The 17,123-nt window shown below is 54.5% G+C and carries 16 protein-coding genes; 13 read left to right on the top strand and 3 right to left on the bottom strand.

Annotated elements, in window-relative coordinates:
* Positions 1 to 83: 83 nt before the first annotated feature.
* Entirely contained in the window at positions 84 to 551 is a 468-nt protein-coding gene (locus tag ACM6IM_RS15720) for a hypothetical protein (RefSeq protein WP_414865641.1), read from the top strand.
* Between the two features lie 55 nt (positions 552 to 606).
* Here ACM6IM_RS15720 and ACM6IM_RS15715 read toward each other — a convergent pair whose 3' ends face one another.
* Entirely contained in the window at positions 607 to 1,227 is a 621-nt protein-coding gene (locus ACM6IM_RS15715; protein ID WP_414865640.1) for a tyrosine-type recombinase/integrase, read from the bottom strand.
* 201 nt (positions 1,228 to 1,428) lie between these two features.
* On the opposite strand from ACM6IM_RS15715, the gene ACM6IM_RS15710 reads away from it, so the two are divergent.
* From ACM6IM_RS15710 to ACM6IM_RS15690, 5 genes are all read left to right on the top strand, one after another.
* A complete protein-coding gene (locus ACM6IM_RS15710; protein ID WP_414865639.1) occupies positions 1,429 to 2,142 on the top strand; it encodes a class I SAM-dependent methyltransferase in 714 nt (237 codons plus the stop codon).
* Positions 2,143 to 2,309: 167 nt separating this feature from the next.
* Positions 2,310 to 3,110: a GNAT family N-acetyltransferase gene (locus ACM6IM_RS15705; protein WP_414865638.1), complete on the top strand. Its 801-nt coding sequence runs from the start codon at positions 2,310 to 2,312 to the stop codon at positions 3,108 to 3,110.
* A gap of 378 nt (positions 3,111 to 3,488) precedes the next feature.
* On the top strand, positions 3,489 to 4,073 hold the full coding sequence (locus tag ACM6IM_RS15700) for an ABC-three component system protein (RefSeq protein ID WP_414865637.1): 585 nt from the start codon (positions 3,489 to 3,491) through the stop codon (positions 4,071 to 4,073).
* Positions 4,048 to 4,548 (top strand): ABC-three component system middle component 5, encoded by a 501-nt coding sequence (locus ACM6IM_RS15695; RefSeq protein WP_414865636.1) that lies wholly within the window; start codon positions 4,048 to 4,050, stop codon positions 4,546 to 4,548. Before ACM6IM_RS15700 ends, ACM6IM_RS15695 begins: the two co-directional genes overlap by 26 nt.
* The gene (locus ACM6IM_RS15690) at positions 4,535 to 6,454 is read left to right on the top strand and encodes an AAA family ATPase (RefSeq protein ID WP_414865635.1); all 1,920 of its coding nucleotides are present in this window, start codon (positions 4,535 to 4,537) and stop codon (positions 6,452 to 6,454) included. The genes ACM6IM_RS15695 and ACM6IM_RS15690 overlap by 14 nt, the downstream gene beginning before the upstream one ends.
* A gap of 170 nt (positions 6,455 to 6,624) precedes the next feature.
* Here ACM6IM_RS15690 and drt4 read toward each other — a convergent pair whose 3' ends face one another.
* Together drt4 and ACM6IM_RS15680 are read right to left on the bottom strand one after the other, a co-directional pair.
* On the bottom strand, positions 6,625 to 8,265 hold the full coding sequence (drt4, locus tag ACM6IM_RS15685; protein ID WP_414865634.1) for an antiviral reverse transcriptase Drt4: 1,641 nt from the start codon (positions 8,263 to 8,265) through the stop codon (positions 6,625 to 6,627).
* Between the two features lie 330 nt (positions 8,266 to 8,595).
* On the bottom strand, positions 8,596 to 8,868 hold the full coding sequence (locus ACM6IM_RS15680; protein WP_201190533.1) for a hypothetical protein: 273 nt from the start codon (positions 8,866 to 8,868) through the stop codon (positions 8,596 to 8,598).
* Positions 8,869 to 9,143: 275 nt separating this feature from the next.
* Here ACM6IM_RS15680 and ACM6IM_RS15675 point away from each other — a divergent pair, with 275 nt between their 5' ends.
* The 7 genes from ACM6IM_RS15675 to ACM6IM_RS15645 all read left to right on the top strand — a co-directional run bounded on the left by ACM6IM_RS15675 (position 9,144) and on the right by ACM6IM_RS15645 (position 17,033).
* Positions 9,144 to 10,502: an MATE family efflux transporter gene (locus ACM6IM_RS15675; RefSeq protein WP_201190532.1), complete on the top strand. Its 1,359-nt coding sequence runs from the start codon at positions 9,144 to 9,146 to the stop codon at positions 10,500 to 10,502.
* A 400-nt stretch (positions 10,503 to 10,902) separates the two neighbouring features.
* Entirely contained in the window at positions 10,903 to 11,355 is a 453-nt protein-coding gene (locus ACM6IM_RS15670) for an Ohr family peroxiredoxin (RefSeq protein ID WP_192303961.1), read from the top strand.
* A gap of 173 nt (positions 11,356 to 11,528) precedes the next feature.
* Complete coding sequence (locus ACM6IM_RS15665; protein WP_414865633.1) at positions 11,529 to 11,990, top strand: MarR family winged helix-turn-helix transcriptional regulator; 462 nt, start codon at positions 11,529 to 11,531, stop codon at positions 11,988 to 11,990.
* Between the two features lie 43 nt (positions 11,991 to 12,033).
* The gene (locus ACM6IM_RS15660) at positions 12,034 to 12,603 is read left to right on the top strand and encodes a YceI family protein (RefSeq protein ID WP_414865632.1); all 570 of its coding nucleotides are present in this window, start codon (positions 12,034 to 12,036) and stop codon (positions 12,601 to 12,603) included.
* Between the two features lie 95 nt (positions 12,604 to 12,698).
* Positions 12,699 to 13,241 carry a sigma-70 family RNA polymerase sigma factor gene (locus tag ACM6IM_RS15655; protein WP_414865631.1) on the top strand — a complete coding sequence of 181 codons (543 nt, stop codon included), beginning with the start codon at positions 12,699 to 12,701 and terminating at the stop codon, positions 13,239 to 13,241.
* A 26-nt stretch (positions 13,242 to 13,267) separates the two neighbouring features.
* Positions 13,268 to 14,197 (top strand): FecR family protein, encoded by a 930-nt coding sequence (locus ACM6IM_RS15650; RefSeq protein ID WP_414865915.1) that lies wholly within the window; start codon positions 13,268 to 13,270, stop codon positions 14,195 to 14,197.
* A 340-nt stretch (positions 14,198 to 14,537) separates the two neighbouring features.
* Positions 14,538 to 17,033, top strand: a complete 2,496-nt coding sequence (locus ACM6IM_RS15645; protein ID WP_414865630.1) for a TonB-dependent siderophore receptor — start codon at positions 14,538 to 14,540, stop codon at positions 17,031 to 17,033.
* Positions 17,034 to 17,123: the final 90 nt, after the last annotated feature.

Below are 17,123 nucleotides of genomic sequence, written 5' to 3'. Positions count from 1 at the left end.
GGACGGTCCCCGAAAAAGATCTTCCTGCATTTTGCTACTATCGGGCGCTCTTACCTGGTACGACGCCAACATTAGGTTCTTCCATGTTCGACAGAAGCGACTTTGATCAACTCTCCAGTGAGCAACTGACTTTTTGGACAGCGCACAATCATTGCCCCGGTATCTACTACACCGTTTACCCACAAAGCGCCTTTCGAACCCACTCATCCGAGGAGCGCATCAGGATAACCAGAGTCCGCAAGCGGCAAGGCGAGAACGGATTAAATTTCTGGCTTTTCGCGGAATGGATCGATTGGTGGCCTAGAGGAGAAAGTTATTTCGCGGGATACGTTTCCGACGCTAAGTTTGAGGAGATCTCGGAAGCTGTTTTCAATCAGATGGTAGCGGAGCAGGCGATCGATTTGATCGCTCCGCTCAAACAACCGCTGCATGAGTCGACCGGTTTCGTTGGAGCGCTATTGATGTACTCAATGAAGACGGAGTTCATCGTTTCGCTGTTCGCGGAATATGAAAATGAGTACATCCATTTCTATTGGGGCACGACTGCATGAGCGGCAGCTATGGGGCGGAAAGCGACGGTCTGGCCCAGACCTTCGCAGTGGAGGATTACACGTCTTTCTGCTCTGCCATTTCTAGAGCATCGTCTGCCTCAATGCCTAAGTACCTGACGGTGCTTTCGAGTATCGTATGACCAAGCAAGAGTTGAACTGCCCTTAAGTTCTTGGTTCTGCGATAGATCAACGAAGCCTTGGTTCGCCGTAGCGTGTGGGTACCGTACATCGTCGGGTCAGGTCCAATGGCTGTTACCCATGCTTTGACTATTCGAGCGTATTGCCTGGTGGAGAGATGATCTGAGTCATGCAATCGCGTCGGGAACAGATAATCCTCACTGCGAAGATGCGCCTGACGCATCCAAGACTCCAGAACTGTTCGTGTTTGCTCAGTAATTTCAAACAGCACTGGGTGTTGAGTTTTCTGCTGAATCACGATGGCCCGTGACGAAACATGCTCCCCATGCGCAATGTCACGTACTCGTAGTTTGGTTAAGTCACAGGCACGCAGTTTGCTGTCGATGGCCAAGTTGAAGGGAGCCAGATCCCGTGTCTTCTCCGCGAGCTGAAGCCTGACCCGAATGGCCCAGATATCTCTGACTCGAAGCGGGGCTTTCTGCCCTATAAGCTTTCCCTTGTTCCAAGGCTGATGGCGATGTAAAGCGATAGTGTTCATGGCTTGTCCTCCAGGTTGAGGAGGGACAAGGGTGGATCAGTCGCAATGCGTGGAGGTCGCTAACCGACCCAAAGCTAACGGTTGACTATTAAAGTTAGGAGCACTAGTAATATTCCTTGTAGGAATGCATTGCATAAAATTAATGAATTTTTATTATCGCCATACATGACCTAATTTGATTCAAGGACATGGAGCACCACCTTGAAATCATTACCTCTCGATCCCGCTGAAAAATTTGATACCACACGGGCCAATGAGTACGGACGACAGAGCCGTATTGCATTGGCAGGCTATGACGCCTGTCACGACCTTGCTGCCTGCATGCTGGCGGCAAGCCTCAGCACTACAGCCTCGGCGAAGATACTGGTCGTTGGCGCTGGTGGCACGGCGCAGGAAATAATAGCAATGGCGACGTTGGAGCCCGATTGGCGCTTTACTGCCGTTGATCCATCCGAGCCAATGCTGGCAGCTGCGAAGCACCAGTTGAAGACGAACAATTTGCTTGAAAGAACGGAAATGCATCTTGGACATGTTGAAGATATGGACGCAGACCAGTCCTACGACGCGGCCACCTTGATCGGCGTCCTGCATCATCTCGAAGGTGATGATGCCAAGCGCCAACTCTTGCGATCCGTTCAGGCTCATCTGAAGCCGGGCGCGCCGCTGATTGTCGCGGGAAATCAGTACGCCTATGCCAGCCAACCGCTATTGCTGGCTGCTTGGGGCCAGCGGTGGCGGCAGCAAGGAGCCAGCCCGGATGAAGTGACGGTCAAACTGGGGAAAATCCTCCAGGGCGCTGATCCGCCACATTCTGAGGCGGCGGTTCAAAAACTGTTGAACGAGGCCGGATTCGGGGACGCTACGCGCTTCTTCAGCAGCTTGTTCTGGGGAGCCTGGTTGACGTTCAAGGTTTGACGCTGGACGCGACAGGTAGCTAATGGCCGATTGATGCCGGTCGCGAGAGGCAGAAAACGACCTAACGCAGAAACCGAAGCTAAGCCGGCCACTGGTACGTACCAGGACTCGAGCGTATTGTTCGATGCGCTTTACCGCTCCTGATACATTTCAAAGGAACCGCGAATATGGATGTTGAACTGGCTCTTAAGATTGAGGCCGCAGAAAGCGAATATTTACGTTCGCGAGTTGAGAGCCTGGCCGAGGTCAGCGGAAATCCTTACGGTGCACGTGTTTTTTTCAATGCAGACTTTCCATGCTTTCAAGTGAGCGCATCGCCTAGCCCAATGTTCAACCGCATCTACGGTGATATCGCCGGTGATCCTCTGGCGGTGTTGAAACTGCTCAATGAGTCAGCGGAGCATTCGCCCGTAACCCCTCTTATCGGAAAACCTTCGGCACTTGAGCAATACGCTCTTGTGGGTGAAGCACGGCTTGAGCGTTTGAGGGGGTGGACTCACTTGCAATTCGCTTGTGCCATTGAAAAGGTGGTTTTGAGTCGTCACTCATTCGAAATTGAAGAGGTCACGTCGAAGACTCTGGCTCTATTCGCAGAAGTGCATGCGGGCGGCTTTCATACCAAGCCGGAGCATCGGCTGCTGAATCAGGCTTCCTTTGCAGGGCAGAGGCCTGACGGACGAATGAAAATCTACGTCTTGAAAGCGGAGGGGGCGGTGGTAGCAGGGGCTGCGATGTACTTGGCCAGCAACGGCATTGCTTACCTTGGAACGGCAGCAACCCGAAAGGATGCCCGGGGCTGTGGCTATCACGGCGCACTGATTTCTCACCGAATAGAGCAAGCAAAGAAGCATGGCTGCCACTGGGTCGCTGCGACAGCGCTGCCCAGCTCCCAAAGTCGCCGAAATCTGCAACGTGCTGGTTTAACGGCATCTCATGCCCAAGCACTATATCGCCTGGCAGATAGCTGAGACGGCTGGGCATGACCGTTTGCTTTTGGCCGAAAGCGGACGGTCAAGAGCGGCAGCTATCGGCCAAAACCAGACCTTCGCCTAAGGCACAGTCCGGCCATTTCCTGCGGTAGACTCGATGATAGCCATAGGCTACGCTTGCAGCCGTTTTTTTCAAAAAATGCACTTCAAAATTAAAGCGAGGGATCGATAATGGAATATCTTACACATGCCTTGACATTCATTGCTGGGCTAAGCGCTGGATGGACGTTGAAGGTAGTAATTTCCAATCGGTCAACGAACAATTCAAGAAAAACAACCACTACTCAACGGAACAATAGCGTTGGGGGAGACATGGCTGGTGGTGATATTCATAAAAACAACAAAGCGTGACTGAAAGTGTTTTCTAATCAGTCATCAAATCAGGTCGGCGGCAGTATGGCCGGGCGGGATATTAACAATACCGAAATTAAAATAATAAATCATGAATCTATTGAAGAATTGGCGATTCTTTATGAAAGGATGAAAGTTGACGGTATAGGAGATCCTTCTGATAATACTTTTTCACGCAAGCTTCAACACTACATGGCCACTCCGACTGACGGGGATGTGCGTGGTCTTGAAGAAAAACTTCGGGAAAGCAATCGATTAGACATGCTGCGATTCGCGTTGAAAGAAAAAGAAACAGCATTTAAGCTTATCTTAAAGTTTCAATCTTCAAAAACTGCGCAGCGGGTATACACAATACTTCTTGATGAGCTTCATACGATTTACGTTCTAACTGTCACTCCCGTTATTGAAGGAGGGGGCGACCGTCAAGCCGTTGATATGAGTATTAATCGGGCGCTTCAGGCAATAAAGTCCATGCTTGGTGAAAATTTCATGGAGTTTACGGTGAAAGATTTACTCGGGCTGCTATTCTTTCTGGCAGGGAATTGCCATATAAGGTGGGATAAGGATGCTGATCTATCACCCGGCGTTTGATGCATATCACTGCGTATTTAGAATGCTCGCACTCATTGAGTCCATTCCTGAATTGGAAATAGATAAGGCGAGATTGTTAGATTTTTACCAAGTTTTTCCTTCTGCCATAGGCGAGATCCGGCTTCCAAGTGGGTCCAATGGCCGACGTTTAGCCAAGGCTCTCACTAACGCCTATCGTAATCCGCTCAATCCCAAAGCAGCCTTCCGTGACATGGCTCAAATACAACATGCAGCGCTGAGAAGTATCGCTGCGCTTGGAATTGTAGATGTAAAATCCTATGAGCAAGGAATTCTACAACGCGCCGACGAGCGTGATATGCCCAGTACTCTGAAAGATAATATTGAAAATTATATTTTAGAACACGCAGAGTTAATAGATTTTTTAACAAATGAGCTTTCAGCCATTCCTCTACGTGGAATCAATGGTCTGAAGCATCGTTCTGAGCTATTAGAGCACCGATATGACCTTCCTTAAGCCCACGATTAAAATTACCCGATTGATCGTCCTTCAGGGCGGACATCGCGCTTTCGATTGCGCTTTCCATTCTGGAATAAATATTATCCGAGGGCGCAATACCTCAGGTAAGACTACCATTATGGATATGCTGGCTTATTCAATGGGTGCAGAAAATATCCGCTGGAAACCTCACGCGCTTGAATGCTCTTCAGTTATGGTCGAGCTCCATTTGAATGGAGAACCGGTCACCCTTTTACGTGAAGTTAGTATCGAGCCTCAGCGACCAATCTCCATTTTCTGGGGTACTGTGGAAGATGCTGTTAAAGCTGGACCAGATCTTTGGGAACGCTACCCTTTCAAGCGATCAGAGCTTAAAATTAGTTTTTCTCAAGCAATTTTTGCAGCTTTGGACCTACCGCAAGCTCAGGGGCATGGAGCTGCAAATCTAACAATGCACCAGTTGTTGCGTGTTCTATATGCTGATCAGCCTTCGGTGCATAGTCCTATATTTCGCATGGATAATTTTGATAGTGCGCTAACGCGGGACACAGTCGGCGGATATTTATGTGGGGTATATAACGACCAGCTTTATACTGCGCAGCTGAGAATTAGAGAGATAAATAAGTCTCTTGATAAAAAAGTTGCAGAGCTGCGTGGGATATTTAAGGTTCTTGGTCAGTCAGGGCAGACTCCGGACATAGAAGCGTCTCAAAATGGGATTTCAGAACTGGAATCGAAAAGAGAAGCTTTAATTGAATATATCAACAAGGTAAAAACTGATAGATCTTTGACTACGAAAGAGTCAAAAGACATATCTAAGTTGAGTGATGGTCTACGGACTCGACTAAATAGTGCTAAACGTTATGAAACAACATTGAAAGACGCACTTGTTGCATTAGATTTGGAAGTGGCTGATTCGAGGGTGTTTATAAGGGAGCTAGAGTCTAGGTTAGAAAGTCTCGATGAGTCGAAAGTGACAAGACAGTACTTGGGGGCGATTTCATTTCAATTTTGTCCTGGATGTCTTTCTGAGATTAAGCCTGATATGAATGATCATTCATGTCAGCTTTGCAAGTCAAAGATTGACGATACTGGGGATTCACAACTGTTGAGAATGAGAAACGAGCTCAGCATTCAGATCAAAGAGTCAAAATTGCTCTTAGAATTAAGAGAAGAGGAAGCAGCTCAGCTGAGAAAAGATATCCCGCTCGCAACCCAAGAAATTAGAAAGCTGGAGAAAGAGTATAAGCTCTCCGCCATGACTTGGTCTTCCGATATCGAAGCAGTTTTGGAAAAGGGAGGCCGCGATTTAGGAGTGCTAGATCAAGAAATTCAGCAGGCCTATGAAAAGCAGAAGCTTTTCGCAGTGATACAAGAACTTCAACAGCAGCGAGATATTTTAGCAAGTGAACTCGCCAAGCTGGAAAATGACGTTGAATCCCTGGAGGCCGCTCAGGCGAGTAGGAAGATTGAGGTTTCCAAAACGATTGAAAAACACATGATCAGATTGTTGAAAGAAGATCTTCCGCTACAGCCAGAGTTTATAAATGCCAACAAAGTTCGTTACGACTTCGAAGAAAACTCAGTTTATGTAAACGACTCAGGAAATTTTTCAGAGAGTTCCACTGTGGTTCTACGGCATATTTTTCATCTGGCTCTACTAACAACGAGCATTGAATTGGAATTTATGCGGGTCCCTCGCTTCATGATGTTAGACGGTATCGACGACGGCGGGATGGAACAAAACAGGAGTCATAATTTGCAGAGTTTAATAGTTAGAGAATGTAGTAAATACACAAAAGATTACCAGGTGATATTCGCCACATCTGAAATTCACCCTGATTTCGAGTCTAGTGGCATGGTTGTGTCTCGCTTCTTTAATCCTCAGAACCGTTCTCTAGAAATCAAGCAGAATTTCAAGTGAGCTATTAGTCAGATGGCACCTCGGTCAGAAGTTTTGCCGTGTGCAATTTTAGAGTGAAAGCTTTTGGTCGGAAACGATACCCTCTTCGGGTTTCGACCAAAAGCTGGCGATCATCCAGTGCCTGAAGCTGCCAATTTTAATCTTTCGCGCCTTCACATAAACGGATGATTTCAGGGCTTACTCCGTTGTAAGAACTCTTCGAATGTATATGGGCCATGTTCTGGCTCAAACAAATCTGCGAATTCCAGATGAGTACAATACGATTCAGCTTTGCTTTCATTTCCCTCCGTTGGCATGAAGTCAACCTCCAAATTTTTCATGATTTCGAATACGGGCGACTTGTAAGGGTTGGGTATATATCCCTTGATAAAAGCTTGATAAAGAAAAACCCACTGCCGATCTTTTTGATAAACATCAAGTTCGCTTAGGCTTTCGGATACTTGTTGTAGGTTCTCTGTCCAACCGGTAATTTCCATCAATATACACATTGACAAGCAGTCTTTAGAGTTGATAACCGCCGCTTCTGCTAAGTTGCTGAGGGTCAGTCCATGCTTGCCGATAAAATATAGAGGCCAACTCATTCCATCCGAACGTCCATTTTTGGAATTTTCGATTATGATTTGGTTTAGCCTTTCTTCGTAATCAGAGTGTTGGATTTCATATTTTTCGAAAATTATCCCCAAGTATGGAAGTAGTAGCGGATAATGCCAGCTCAAGTTTGTTACATAGTCAGTGATAACTCTAATCCAGTCATCATTAAGCAGATGGATTAGTTGCTGCATGGCGTATTTTAATACGCTTCCATCCGGCGTTTGATTGTTTAGTGAGATTGCGTATTCTAAAAAGTGAATCGTGTCATCTGAATCGTACTTCATTTTTTCGCCAACTTTTTGAGGGAGCGCGGCATGAAGCTTTGCCACCCAGTCCGTTTGAATTGCAGCGGGCAGTTGTTCGACTTTGGTTTTAGATAAATTTAATGAGAATTTGAATTTTTTCAATTCGCTGGCAAGTTTTTGCAGAAAGTGTTCAGCTTCCGATGAGTCTGCGCAATAACAAACGTAGTCATCAACATACCGGACAAAATCATATCCTGCTACACGTAACCTCTCGTCTACTACACCTAGTATGAGTTCTACGATGACCGTCGATGTGGCCGGCCCGATCGTAATGCCCTGAGTTTCAAGGCGCCGTGTATTCCTCTGCCACTTATCCAAGTCTGTAGACCAGTGCTTGTTGCTGTTATCTTTTACCCCAAGCTGTCTCTTAGCTTCTTCTTCACCCATTCCAGCCCACTCAATAGCATGCGTATAGACAGAGTTGAAGCAGCTTGCAACGTCTGTGTTAACCAAATAACGCTTGGCAAATGACGCCTTGCTTTTCTCCAGAACTTTCTCTCGAAAACTGTCGTAATTCATTACTACCAGTCGTTTGTCGACATGGAAATATGGTTTGATTTTACTGCTTTCGTTATCGCAGATTCCCCGAATGTGCTCCCAGTTTTCTGAGATACATTTTGCAAGGCGCCCGTATGCCTGTGGATGGGGAATGCCAAGAAGTCTGGGGACGTTGTTGTACCGTGTGGACGCATATTCAGCAAAATCAAATCCCTTCGAAGCTCTTCCTACCTTATTGTTATCTGGGTCCTTTGCACGTTCATCGCATGCATCTGGCTCCTGGATGATTCGAAGAACCACTTCGGGCGTGAATCGTCTGGAATTGAAGATCGGTGGAATCTCGCCTACTCCCTGCTTTTGATTAGGGAAGTAGTTGAATCGGGTGAGCGCCTCAAACACAAATCGTTCGTCGTCCATTTTGTAACCTGTTCTATTAAATGAAGTATCTTGTCTGAGTTTGCTTGTTCGGTGCTGGAAGGCACAGCACCAAAATATCGATAACTGGGTTACCAAGGAGAGTAGGGTAGTCGAAGAAGTTATTTCTGGCAGCGTTTCCGCCACTGAACGTCCAAAGTTTCGGTAACTGTTTGAGGGTGAGAAAGCAGGTGATGTTCTCATTTTGATGAAGCGCGGCCGGTTGAACGTCTGCTTTTGGCCGGTAGCGGTCGCTTGTGAACGTCCGCTACTGGCCGAAAGGAGACCTCGTCCAGAGCAATAAAAAAAGGGCGCCTCAGCGCCCGTTCTCCCTCACCCCTCAGCCTGCGCCCGCAACCGCCGCCCAACCACATCCAGCAAATCACACCCATCCCGCAACGGAATGGCCAGCAACTGACAAAAGTCCTTCAACACCACCGTGTCGCAACCCAGCTCGGCGCGAAAGGCGATGTTTTCCAGGACTTGCGTGACGGTGCGAATGCGGTAATCAGCGGCAGCTTGCAGAACGTCGAGGGGCGCTTGGGTATCAATCAGCAGAGAGGCCGGGATCAGGTCGATTCCGGTGAGGGGCATGTATCTTTCCATGAGTAAATCTCCGATGCTTGTGCATCCGATCCATTGGGTCGCCAAACCCGAATCGCCATTCAGGGCGACGGAACCGACTTTAAGCTTCATCGGAACAGCAGGGTAGGTGACGGATTCCTAGATTTTTGTAGGACCCTTTATAACGTCCTAGGACTTTCGCATCACCCGGCTGACAACCCTCAAACTCGCCTAGAATCCTGCCTTTCAAATTGTTCATCGCCGCTGACGCTATCCTCTAGAATCCCACCCTCGCCATCGAGCCGGACTCGCACCCCATGCACACCGCCACCACCCAACGTCCCCTCTGGAAAACCTATCTGTTTTTCCTCGGCCCCATGGTCCTGTCCAATTTCCTGCAATCCATGACGGGCACGGTCAACAGCATCTACATCGGCCAGATGCTCGGCACCCAGGCGCTGGCGGCGGTGTCGGGGATGTTTCCCATCGTGTTCTTTTTCATCGCCTTGGTGATTGGCCTCGGCGCGGGGGCGGGGGTGTTGATCGGGCAGGCGTGGGGCGCTCGTGAAACCCATCTGGTGAAGGCCATTGCCGCTGCCACGTTGCTGCTGGGGGCCATCATCGGTCTGGTCGCGGCGGTGCTGGGCACGTTGTTCGCGCGGACGGCCTTGCAGGGGTTGGGCACGCCCGCGGATGTGCTGGATGACGCGGTGGCGTATGCCCATGTGATGTTGTGGATCATGCCGTCGCTGCTGGTCTACGTGCTGTTCACCCAGTTGCTGCGCGGGGTGAGCGATACGCTGTCGCCGTTGATGGCGTTGCTGGTGTCGACGTTGATCGGTCTGGCGCTGACGCCGGCCTTGATTCGCGGCTGGTTCGGGTTGCCGATGATGGGGATCCAGAGCGCGGCGTACGCGGGGCTGGTGGGCAACCTGGCGGCGATGGGCTGGTTGGCGTGGCGGTTGATTCGGCGCGGGCATCCGTTGGCGCCGGACCGCGAGATGTTCGCCGCGATGCGCCTGGACCGGGTGATCCTCGGCAAGGTGTTGCGCATCGGTTTGCCCACGGGGTTGCAGATGGTGGTGTTGTCGTTGTCGGAGCTGGTGATTCTGGCGCTGGTGAACCAGCACGGTTCGCAGGCGACGGCGGCCTATGGCGCCGTGACGCAGATCGTCAATTACGTGCAGTTCCCGGCGTTGTCGATTGCGATCACCGCCTCGATCCTCGGCGCGCAGGCGATTGGCGCGGCGCAGGTCGAGCGGATGGGGCCGATTCTGCGCACGGGGCTGTGGATCAACGTGTGCCTGACCGGTGGCCTGGTGCTGCTGGGGTATGTGTTGTCGCACTGGCTGCTGGGGTTGTTTCTCACCGAAGACGCCACCCGCACGATGGCCGAGCACTTGCTGCACATCATGCTCTGGAGCCTGCTGGTGTTCGGCTTCCAGGCCATCATCGGCGGCATCATGCGCGCCAGCGGTTCGGTGCTGGTGCCGATGGCGATTTCCATCGTCTGCGTGCTCGGGGTGCAGTTGCCGGTGGCGTACGTGCTGGACGGGCACTTCGGGTTGCAGGGGGTGTGGATGGCATTTCCGGTGGCGTACCTGGGGATGCTGCTGTTGCAGACGCTGTATTACAAATTGGTGTGGCAGCATCAGAAGATCGAGCGGTTGGTGTAGGCGGGCACTTGGCGTTGCGAAGTATCGAAACTCGGCCACGTTCATGAGATAACGTCGTCCGAAATTTGTGAAATGACACTTAAGCGTGAAAGGCCCTGACCACGGTGATCCTGATCTACCTGTGGGCGTTTTTTGCGACCTTGCTCATCAGCCTCATCGTTCGCGGTGTCGCCGTATAGAGCTCGGACAAAGCGATTCTGGATCGGTTGAAACTGGACCATTACTTCTGACGGCATTCTCGGCAATGAGCGATGCCAGCCATTGCTGGACGCCGTTCGTCGAAAGGCTGGTTTAAAGCCTGTTGACATTCATGTGTGTGTCAGTGAATATTAATACATCGCATGCGATCAAATCGAATACGATGACAAATCTAAATGACTGTACACAGAGGATTCACCCCATGAGCAAGATCGAAAAAGTCCTGGCCACCGGCAAGACCCACACCACCGCCAGCGCCGCCGGCATCACGTCTCGCGGCCACAACGGCACCCTCGACATCAACCTGTCGACACCGGGCAGTGCCAAGCCGGCTCATGTGTTTGCCGCCGCCCAGCCGCACCCGACTGCCGAGCAGTTGTTCGCCGGTGCATGGTCGGCGTGCTACACCGCCGCCGTCGGTCTGGTGGCCAATGACTTGAACGTGGTGTTGCCGGGGGACCTGTCGGTCGACATCGAAGTCGATCTGGGGCAGGGCGGCAAGGAGTACTTCCTCCAGGCACGCTTGACCCTGCGCGTACCGGGCCTGTCTCATGAGGTCGCCACCCGGCTGGCGCACACCGCCGACCAGATCTGCCCGTACTCGAAAGCCACCCGCGGCAATATTGATGTGGAGCTGAATGTCCTGACCGCCTGATTTTTTTTGGCGGATTAATATCGTATGCGATAAAAGCGTATGTGATTTTAAATGCGAAGCCCGCGCCGGTTCGATCCCCCAAGTCGAACCGGCCGAGTCGTTAGCGCACTTCCGACACTGTCGCGTACGACGTATAGTCGAGCCAACGCGAATATCCGTCATCGAGGACGCACATGAACGCCACCGCCAAGGTAGACCCGGACGACCTGAAACTCTCCGAATTCCTGTGTTTTGCGGTCTATTCCACCAACCTGGCGTTCGGCAAGGCTTACAAGCCCTTGCTCGAGCAGCTGGGGCTGACCTACACGCAATACATCACCCTTGTCGCGCTCTGGGAGACTGACGATCAGACCGTCGGCAGCCTCGGCGAAAAGCTGTTTCTGGAGTCCAACACCCTCACGCCGATCCTGAAGAAACTCGAAGCGATGGGTTATCTGCAACGCCAGCGCGACCCCGAGGACGAGCGGCAAGTGCGGATCAAACTGACCAGACAAGGCCGCGCGCTGGGGGAAAACCAGCCGGAAAGCGGCCTGTCCGAGGCGACCGGGCTGACGACGCAGGAGTTCACGCAGTTGCAGCAGTCGGTGGTGAAACTGCGCAACAACCTGATCAAGTCAATGCGCTCGACGGATTGACCCATGCCGGCGCAGGCACACTGCGCAAGGCCGGAGAAATCCCATGAAGGCCCGATTTTCCCACTCTATCGCCTGGGTGACCGTGCTGACCTTCGGCGTGCTCTCCGGCGCCTACGCCGTGGAATACAAGCAGGTCAATGCCGCCGCCAGCACGCTGTCCTTCACGTACAACCAGTTCACGTCGCGGGTCTACGGGACGTTCAGCCGTTTCCAGGGCACGCTGGATTTCGACACCCTCAACCCCTCGGTAGCCCGCGCGGGGCTGACCATCGAGCTCGACAGCATCGATGCCGGCAGCCGTGACGCCAACGAAGAACTGAAAAAACCGGCCTGGTTCGACACGCTCAACTCACCGGTGGCGACGTTTGCCTCCACCGCAGTGAAAGCGCTGGGTGACCACCGTTATCTGTTCACCGGCACGCTCACGCTGCGGGGCATCACTCAAGTGGTGGAGGTGCCGGTGCTGCTCAAGGCCGACAGGGCCATTGGCATCTTCGATGGTCAGCTGACGCTCAAGCGCAGCGATTTCAGAATCGGTGAGGGCGAGTTCGCGGACACCGTGGTGTCCGACGATATCCATATCCGTTTTCGCATGGTGGCGCCGCAACAATAGTGTTCGTGTCATTGATCTGGGCGCTTGCCCTGCCATGATTTTGCTGTCATCGTTCACGCGACTGGTAATCTTTCTTATTTGAGAAATTTTTTCGTATGCACGATGTTTCCGTGGCTGATGATGATGTGGCTCTGCGTCAGCGCACTTTCACCGACCTCTACAGCGCTCACCATTCCTGGTTGCACAGTTGGCTACGGAAAAAACTTGGCTGCTCACAGCGGGCGGCCGATCTGGCCCATGACGCGTTCATTCGCGTGCTCAGCCTGACTGAACCTCACACCATCAAGGAGCCTCGGGCGTTTCTGGCGACGACGGCGGGGCGCCTGTTGATCGATGGCGCCCGCCGTCGACGCATCGAGCACGCCTACCTGGAAGCGCTGGCCATCCAGGCGCAGGACGCCGGCATGCCGGACCCCGAAGCGGTCCATGTCGCGCTGGAAGCGTTGGAGAAAATCGCCGTGATGCTCGCCGGTCTGCCGAGCAAACCCCGGGAGGCTTTCCTGCTCAGCCGGCTCGATGGCCTGACCTACAGCGAGATTGCCCTCGAACTGAACGTCTCGGCCAGCACCGTCAAGAACTATGTCGCGAGTGCGCTGGTGCACTGCTACAACACCCTGTACGGCGCGGACCAACCGTGAACGCTTTCGATCAACCTTCCGATCGCATGATCAACGCAGCCGCCCATTGGTTGACCCTGTTGCACGATGAGCTGTCGACGCCGGCCGACCGCGAGGCTTTCGAGCGCTGGTGCGAAGCCGACCCGCGCCACGCGGTGGCGGTGGAGCGCATGCGTGGGTTGTTGGGGGATCTGCAGGAGCTTCCCGCCGCACCGGCGCGCGTGGCCCTCAAGCAAGCCTTTGCCCGGCCGCGGCCGACGATGGCGGGGCGCAGTGCCCAGGCCCTCGCACTGGTGGGGGTGTTGGTCTGTGGCTGGATCGGGCTGGATAACCTGCCGATCTGGATGGCTGATCAGCGCACTGGCGTCGGTGAGCGGCGCGAGCTGGTGCTGTCCGACGGCAGTCATCTGCAGCTCAACAGCCATTCGGCGCTCGACGTGAAGTTCGACGGACAGCAGCGCGTCATCGAACTGCTGGCCGGGGAGTTGTGGGTCGAGGTGGCCAAGGACGCCCGGCGACCGTTTGTGGTGCGCACCGACCAGGGCACCGCGACCGCCTTGGGGACGCGCTACCTGGTCAAGCGCGAGGCCGATGGCTCGACCGTGGTCAGCGTGCTGGAGTCGGTGGTCGCTGCCCAACCCAATGCGGGGCAGGCGGTGAACGTCGCGGCAGGCGAGCAAACCATCCTCCGGGAAGGCCGGGTGCAACCGCCGAGACCCTTCGGCAACACCCACCCGGACGCCTGGACCCGAGGCCTGCTCAAGGTCGACGACCGCCCCTTGAGCGAAGTGCTCCAGGCCCTGGCCAGCTACCGACACGGCCTGGTGCGTTTCGACGAACAGGCGCTGCAAGGCCTGCGGGTGTCCGGCGTGTTCCGCCTGGACGACACCGACGCCGCCCTGGCCACCCTGGCGGACAACCTGCCTATCAACGTCGAGCACTTCACCGATCTGCTGGTGGTCGTCAAGCCGCGCTGATCCCTGTGGACACTGCCCGCGATCAAGGTGTCAGTCACCCTCGATGTTGGGTGTGAAGGCCTCATCGCGAGCAGGCTCGTTCCACAGGTATTCATGTGGGCACCCGCTTTGTGAACCACCACAAAACCACTGTGGGAGCGAGCCTGCTCGCGAAGGCGGTGTGGATGTGAAGGCCTCATCGCGGGCAAGCCCGCTCCTGCAGGACAGGCAGATTCCATCTCCCCACAGGCCACAAATCCAGGGCCTTTAAAAAAACTAATGCAAATCGCTCGCATTCCTTGTCCCTTTTTTTGACATGGCCGTCATGGTTAGTAACGCCTTCCATTTCGCAGGATTTCTCATGTCACGCTTTGTTCGTCCCTTGCACCCACTGGCACTTTCAGTGGCGATGGCTTTTGTCGCGGCGCCGCTGGTTGCGGCTGAAACGTCGGTCTCCGAAGCACCCAGCAGCGCGGTGCGCAGTTTTTCGATTGCTGCCGGTGACCTGAGTCAGGCGCTGAACAGCCTGGCCGAGCAGGCGGGTCTGGTGCTGGCCTTCGACCCGGCCTTGACGCGCGGCAAAAGCAGCAACGGTTTGAACGGGTCCTTCAGCACGGGCGAAGCCCTTGCCCGATTGCTGCAGGGCAGTGGCCTGAACGCCATCGCGTTGTCGGCCACGCGTTACCGCATCGAACCTGCGCCGGAGCCGGTGGAAGGTTCCCTGGAGTTGCAGGCCACCAACATCAACGGCGCCTACGCCAGCGAAAGCCCGACCGGCCCGGTCAAGGGGTATGTGGCGACACGCTCGCTGTCGGCGACCAAGACCGATGCGGCGCTCATCGAAACGCCGCAGTCGATCTCCGTGGTCACCAAGGACCAGATGCGCGCCCAGGGCGCCGAGAGCCTCAACCAGATCCTGCGCTACACCGCCGCCGTGGTGACCGAGAGCCGTGGCTCGACCGCGTCGCGCCTGGACCAGATGACCATCCGTGGTTTCTCCCCGGCGGTGTACCTGGACGGCCTGCGCATGCCCGGCAGCCGCGACGCTTCGCCGCAAAAGGATTCGTTCGACCTCGAACGCGTGGATGTCCTGCGCGGCCCGTCGTCGGTGCTGTACGGCCAGGCCAGCCCGAGTGGCGTGGTGAACATGGTCAGCAAGCGGCCACTGGACACGCCGTTCCATGAAATCGGCGTCGAATACGGCACCTTCAACAAGAAACGCACGACCTTCGACCTGAGTGGCCCGATTGACGATCAAGGGGTCTACTCCTATCGCGTGGCCGGTCTGTACGACGATGCCGACGGTCAACTGGAGCACACGGAAACCCGGCGTCAGGCAATTTCGTCGGCCTTCACCTGGCGCCCCAGCGAAGACACGTCGCTGACGTTGCTCGGGCATTTCCAGAAAGACCCGAAAGCGGCGTCCTATGGCTCGATGCCCGCTTACGGCTCGGTGCTGGACAGCCCGCTGGGGCGCGACATCGACGTCGATTACTACGACGGCGAAAAGGATTTCGAGAAAAGCGACCGCCAGTATTTCTCGGTCGGTTACCTGTTCGAGCATCATCTGAACGACGTTTGGACCCTGCGTCAGAACGCCCGTTATCTGCGCAGCGAAGGCGTGTACCGCAGCCTCTACCACACCAACTTGCAGGCCGACTACCACACCACCCGACGCTCGACCATTGCCACCGACGTGGACCTGGATTCCTACACCGTGGACAACCAGGCCCAGGCCAAATTCGAGACCGGGCCGGTGCAGCACACCGTGCTGTTCGGCGGCGATTACCAGAACACCAGCACCGACACCAAGTCGGGCTTTGGTACGGGGCCCAATCACGATATTTTCGAACCGGTCTACGGCCTGCCGGTGACCACCCCGGCGTTCACCAGCGATGCCACCCAGCGCAACCAGCAGAAAGGTGTGTACTTCCAGGACCAACTGAAATGGGACCAGTGGGTCCTGCTGCTGGGCGGTCGTTATGACTGGGCGACCAACCACAACAGTTCGCTGAACCTGCGCAACAACGTCAAGACCAAGACCTCGCTGGACAGCGAGGCGTTCACCGGTCGCGTGGGCCTGGTCTACCTGTTCGACAACGGCCTGGCGCCGTACGTCAGCTACGCCGAATCGTTCGAGCCGCAGTCGGGCACCGGTTACGGCGGTTCGGTGTTCAAGCCGACCGAGGGCAAGCAGTACGAAGTGGGGATCAAGTACCAGCCACCGGGCAGCAACAGCTTCATCACCGCGTCGATCTACGACCTGACGCAGACCAACGTACCGACCCTCGATCCGGACCCGACGCACCTGTGTGGCACCGGTCGTTGCCAGGAACAGAGCGGCGAAGTGCGCTCCCGTGGTTTTGAACTCGAAGGCAAGGCCAGCCTCAACGACAACCTCGATATCACGGCGGCCTATGCCTACCTGGACAACCGCATCACCAAGTCCAACAGCACCGTCAACTACGCGCCGATCGCCGACGTCGCCGTGGGCCCGGCGGTCTCGACCAAAGGCACCACCACCTACGGCATCCCGCGCCACACGGCGTCTGTCTGGGCGGATTACACCTTCCACGACGGCGTCGCCAAGGGCTTTGGTGTCGGCGGCGGGGCACGTTATGTCGGCTCGTCCTGGGGCGATGCGGCCAACACCCTGAAGGTGCCGGGCTACACGCTGGTAGATGCGTCGGTGCACTACGACATCCCGAACATCAACAGCCTGAAGGACAACCTGCGCCTGGCCGTGAATGCGACCAACCTGGCCAACAAAGAGTACGTGTCGACCTGCTATTCGTACTCGTGGTGCTGGTATGGCTCGCAGCGGACCGTGCAGGCGAGTGCGACCTATCAGTGGTGATGCACGGCTGACACCGCCATCGCCGGTTCGCCGGCGATGGTCTTTGCATCCGACATCGCCGGCGCCTGATCGACCGCGGCACGTTATGAT

The organism is Pseudomonas sp. IT-P12, from assembly GCF_949767465.1.
GTDB lineage: Bacteria > Pseudomonadota > Gammaproteobacteria > Pseudomonadales > Pseudomonadaceae > Aquipseudomonas.
The sequence above is the reverse complement of the archived record's forward strand: the minus strand, read 5'-3'. Positions and strand labels throughout refer to the sequence as shown.

Coding starts and splice junctions, on each gene's coding strand:
- ACM6IM_RS15695 (WP_414865636.1), top strand. CDS start 4,048: ATGCTGATCTATCACCCGGCGTTTGATGCATATCACTGCGTATTTAGA.
- ACM6IM_RS15665 (WP_414865633.1), top strand. CDS start 11,529: ATGAACGCCACCGCCAAGGTAGACCCGGACGACCTGAAACTCTCCGAA.
- ACM6IM_RS15715 (WP_414865640.1), bottom strand. CDS start 1,227: ATGAACACTATCGCTTTACATCGCCATCAGCCTTGGAACAAGGGAAAG.
- ACM6IM_RS15705 (WP_414865638.1), top strand. CDS start 2,310: ATGGATGTTGAACTGGCTCTTAAGATTGAGGCCGCAGAAAGCGAATAT.
- ACM6IM_RS15675 (WP_201190532.1), top strand. CDS start 9,144: ATGCACACCGCCACCACCCAACGTCCCCTCTGGAAAACCTATCTGTTT.
- ACM6IM_RS15680 (WP_201190533.1), bottom strand. CDS start 8,868: ATGGAAAGATACATGCCCCTCACCGGAATCGACCTGATCCCGGCCTCT.
- ACM6IM_RS15660 (WP_414865632.1), top strand. CDS start 12,034: ATGAAGGCCCGATTTTCCCACTCTATCGCCTGGGTGACCGTGCTGACC.
- ACM6IM_RS15655 (WP_414865631.1), top strand. CDS start 12,699: ATGCACGATGTTTCCGTGGCTGATGATGATGTGGCTCTGCGTCAGCGC.
- ACM6IM_RS15690 (WP_414865635.1), top strand. CDS start 4,535: ATGACCTTCCTTAAGCCCACGATTAAAATTACCCGATTGATCGTCCTT.
- ACM6IM_RS15670 (WP_192303961.1), top strand. CDS start 10,903: ATGAGCAAGATCGAAAAAGTCCTGGCCACCGGCAAGACCCACACCACC.
- ACM6IM_RS15645 (WP_414865630.1), top strand. CDS start 14,538: ATGTCACGCTTTGTTCGTCCCTTGCACCCACTGGCACTTTCAGTGGCG.
- ACM6IM_RS15650 (WP_414865915.1), top strand. CDS start 13,268: ATGATCAACGCAGCCGCCCATTGGTTGACCCTGTTGCACGATGAGCTG.
- ACM6IM_RS15720 (WP_414865641.1), top strand. CDS start 84: ATGTTCGACAGAAGCGACTTTGATCAACTCTCCAGTGAGCAACTGACT.
- drt4 (WP_414865634.1), bottom strand. CDS start 8,265: ATGGACGACGAACGATTTGTGTTTGAGGCGCTCACCCGATTCAACTAC.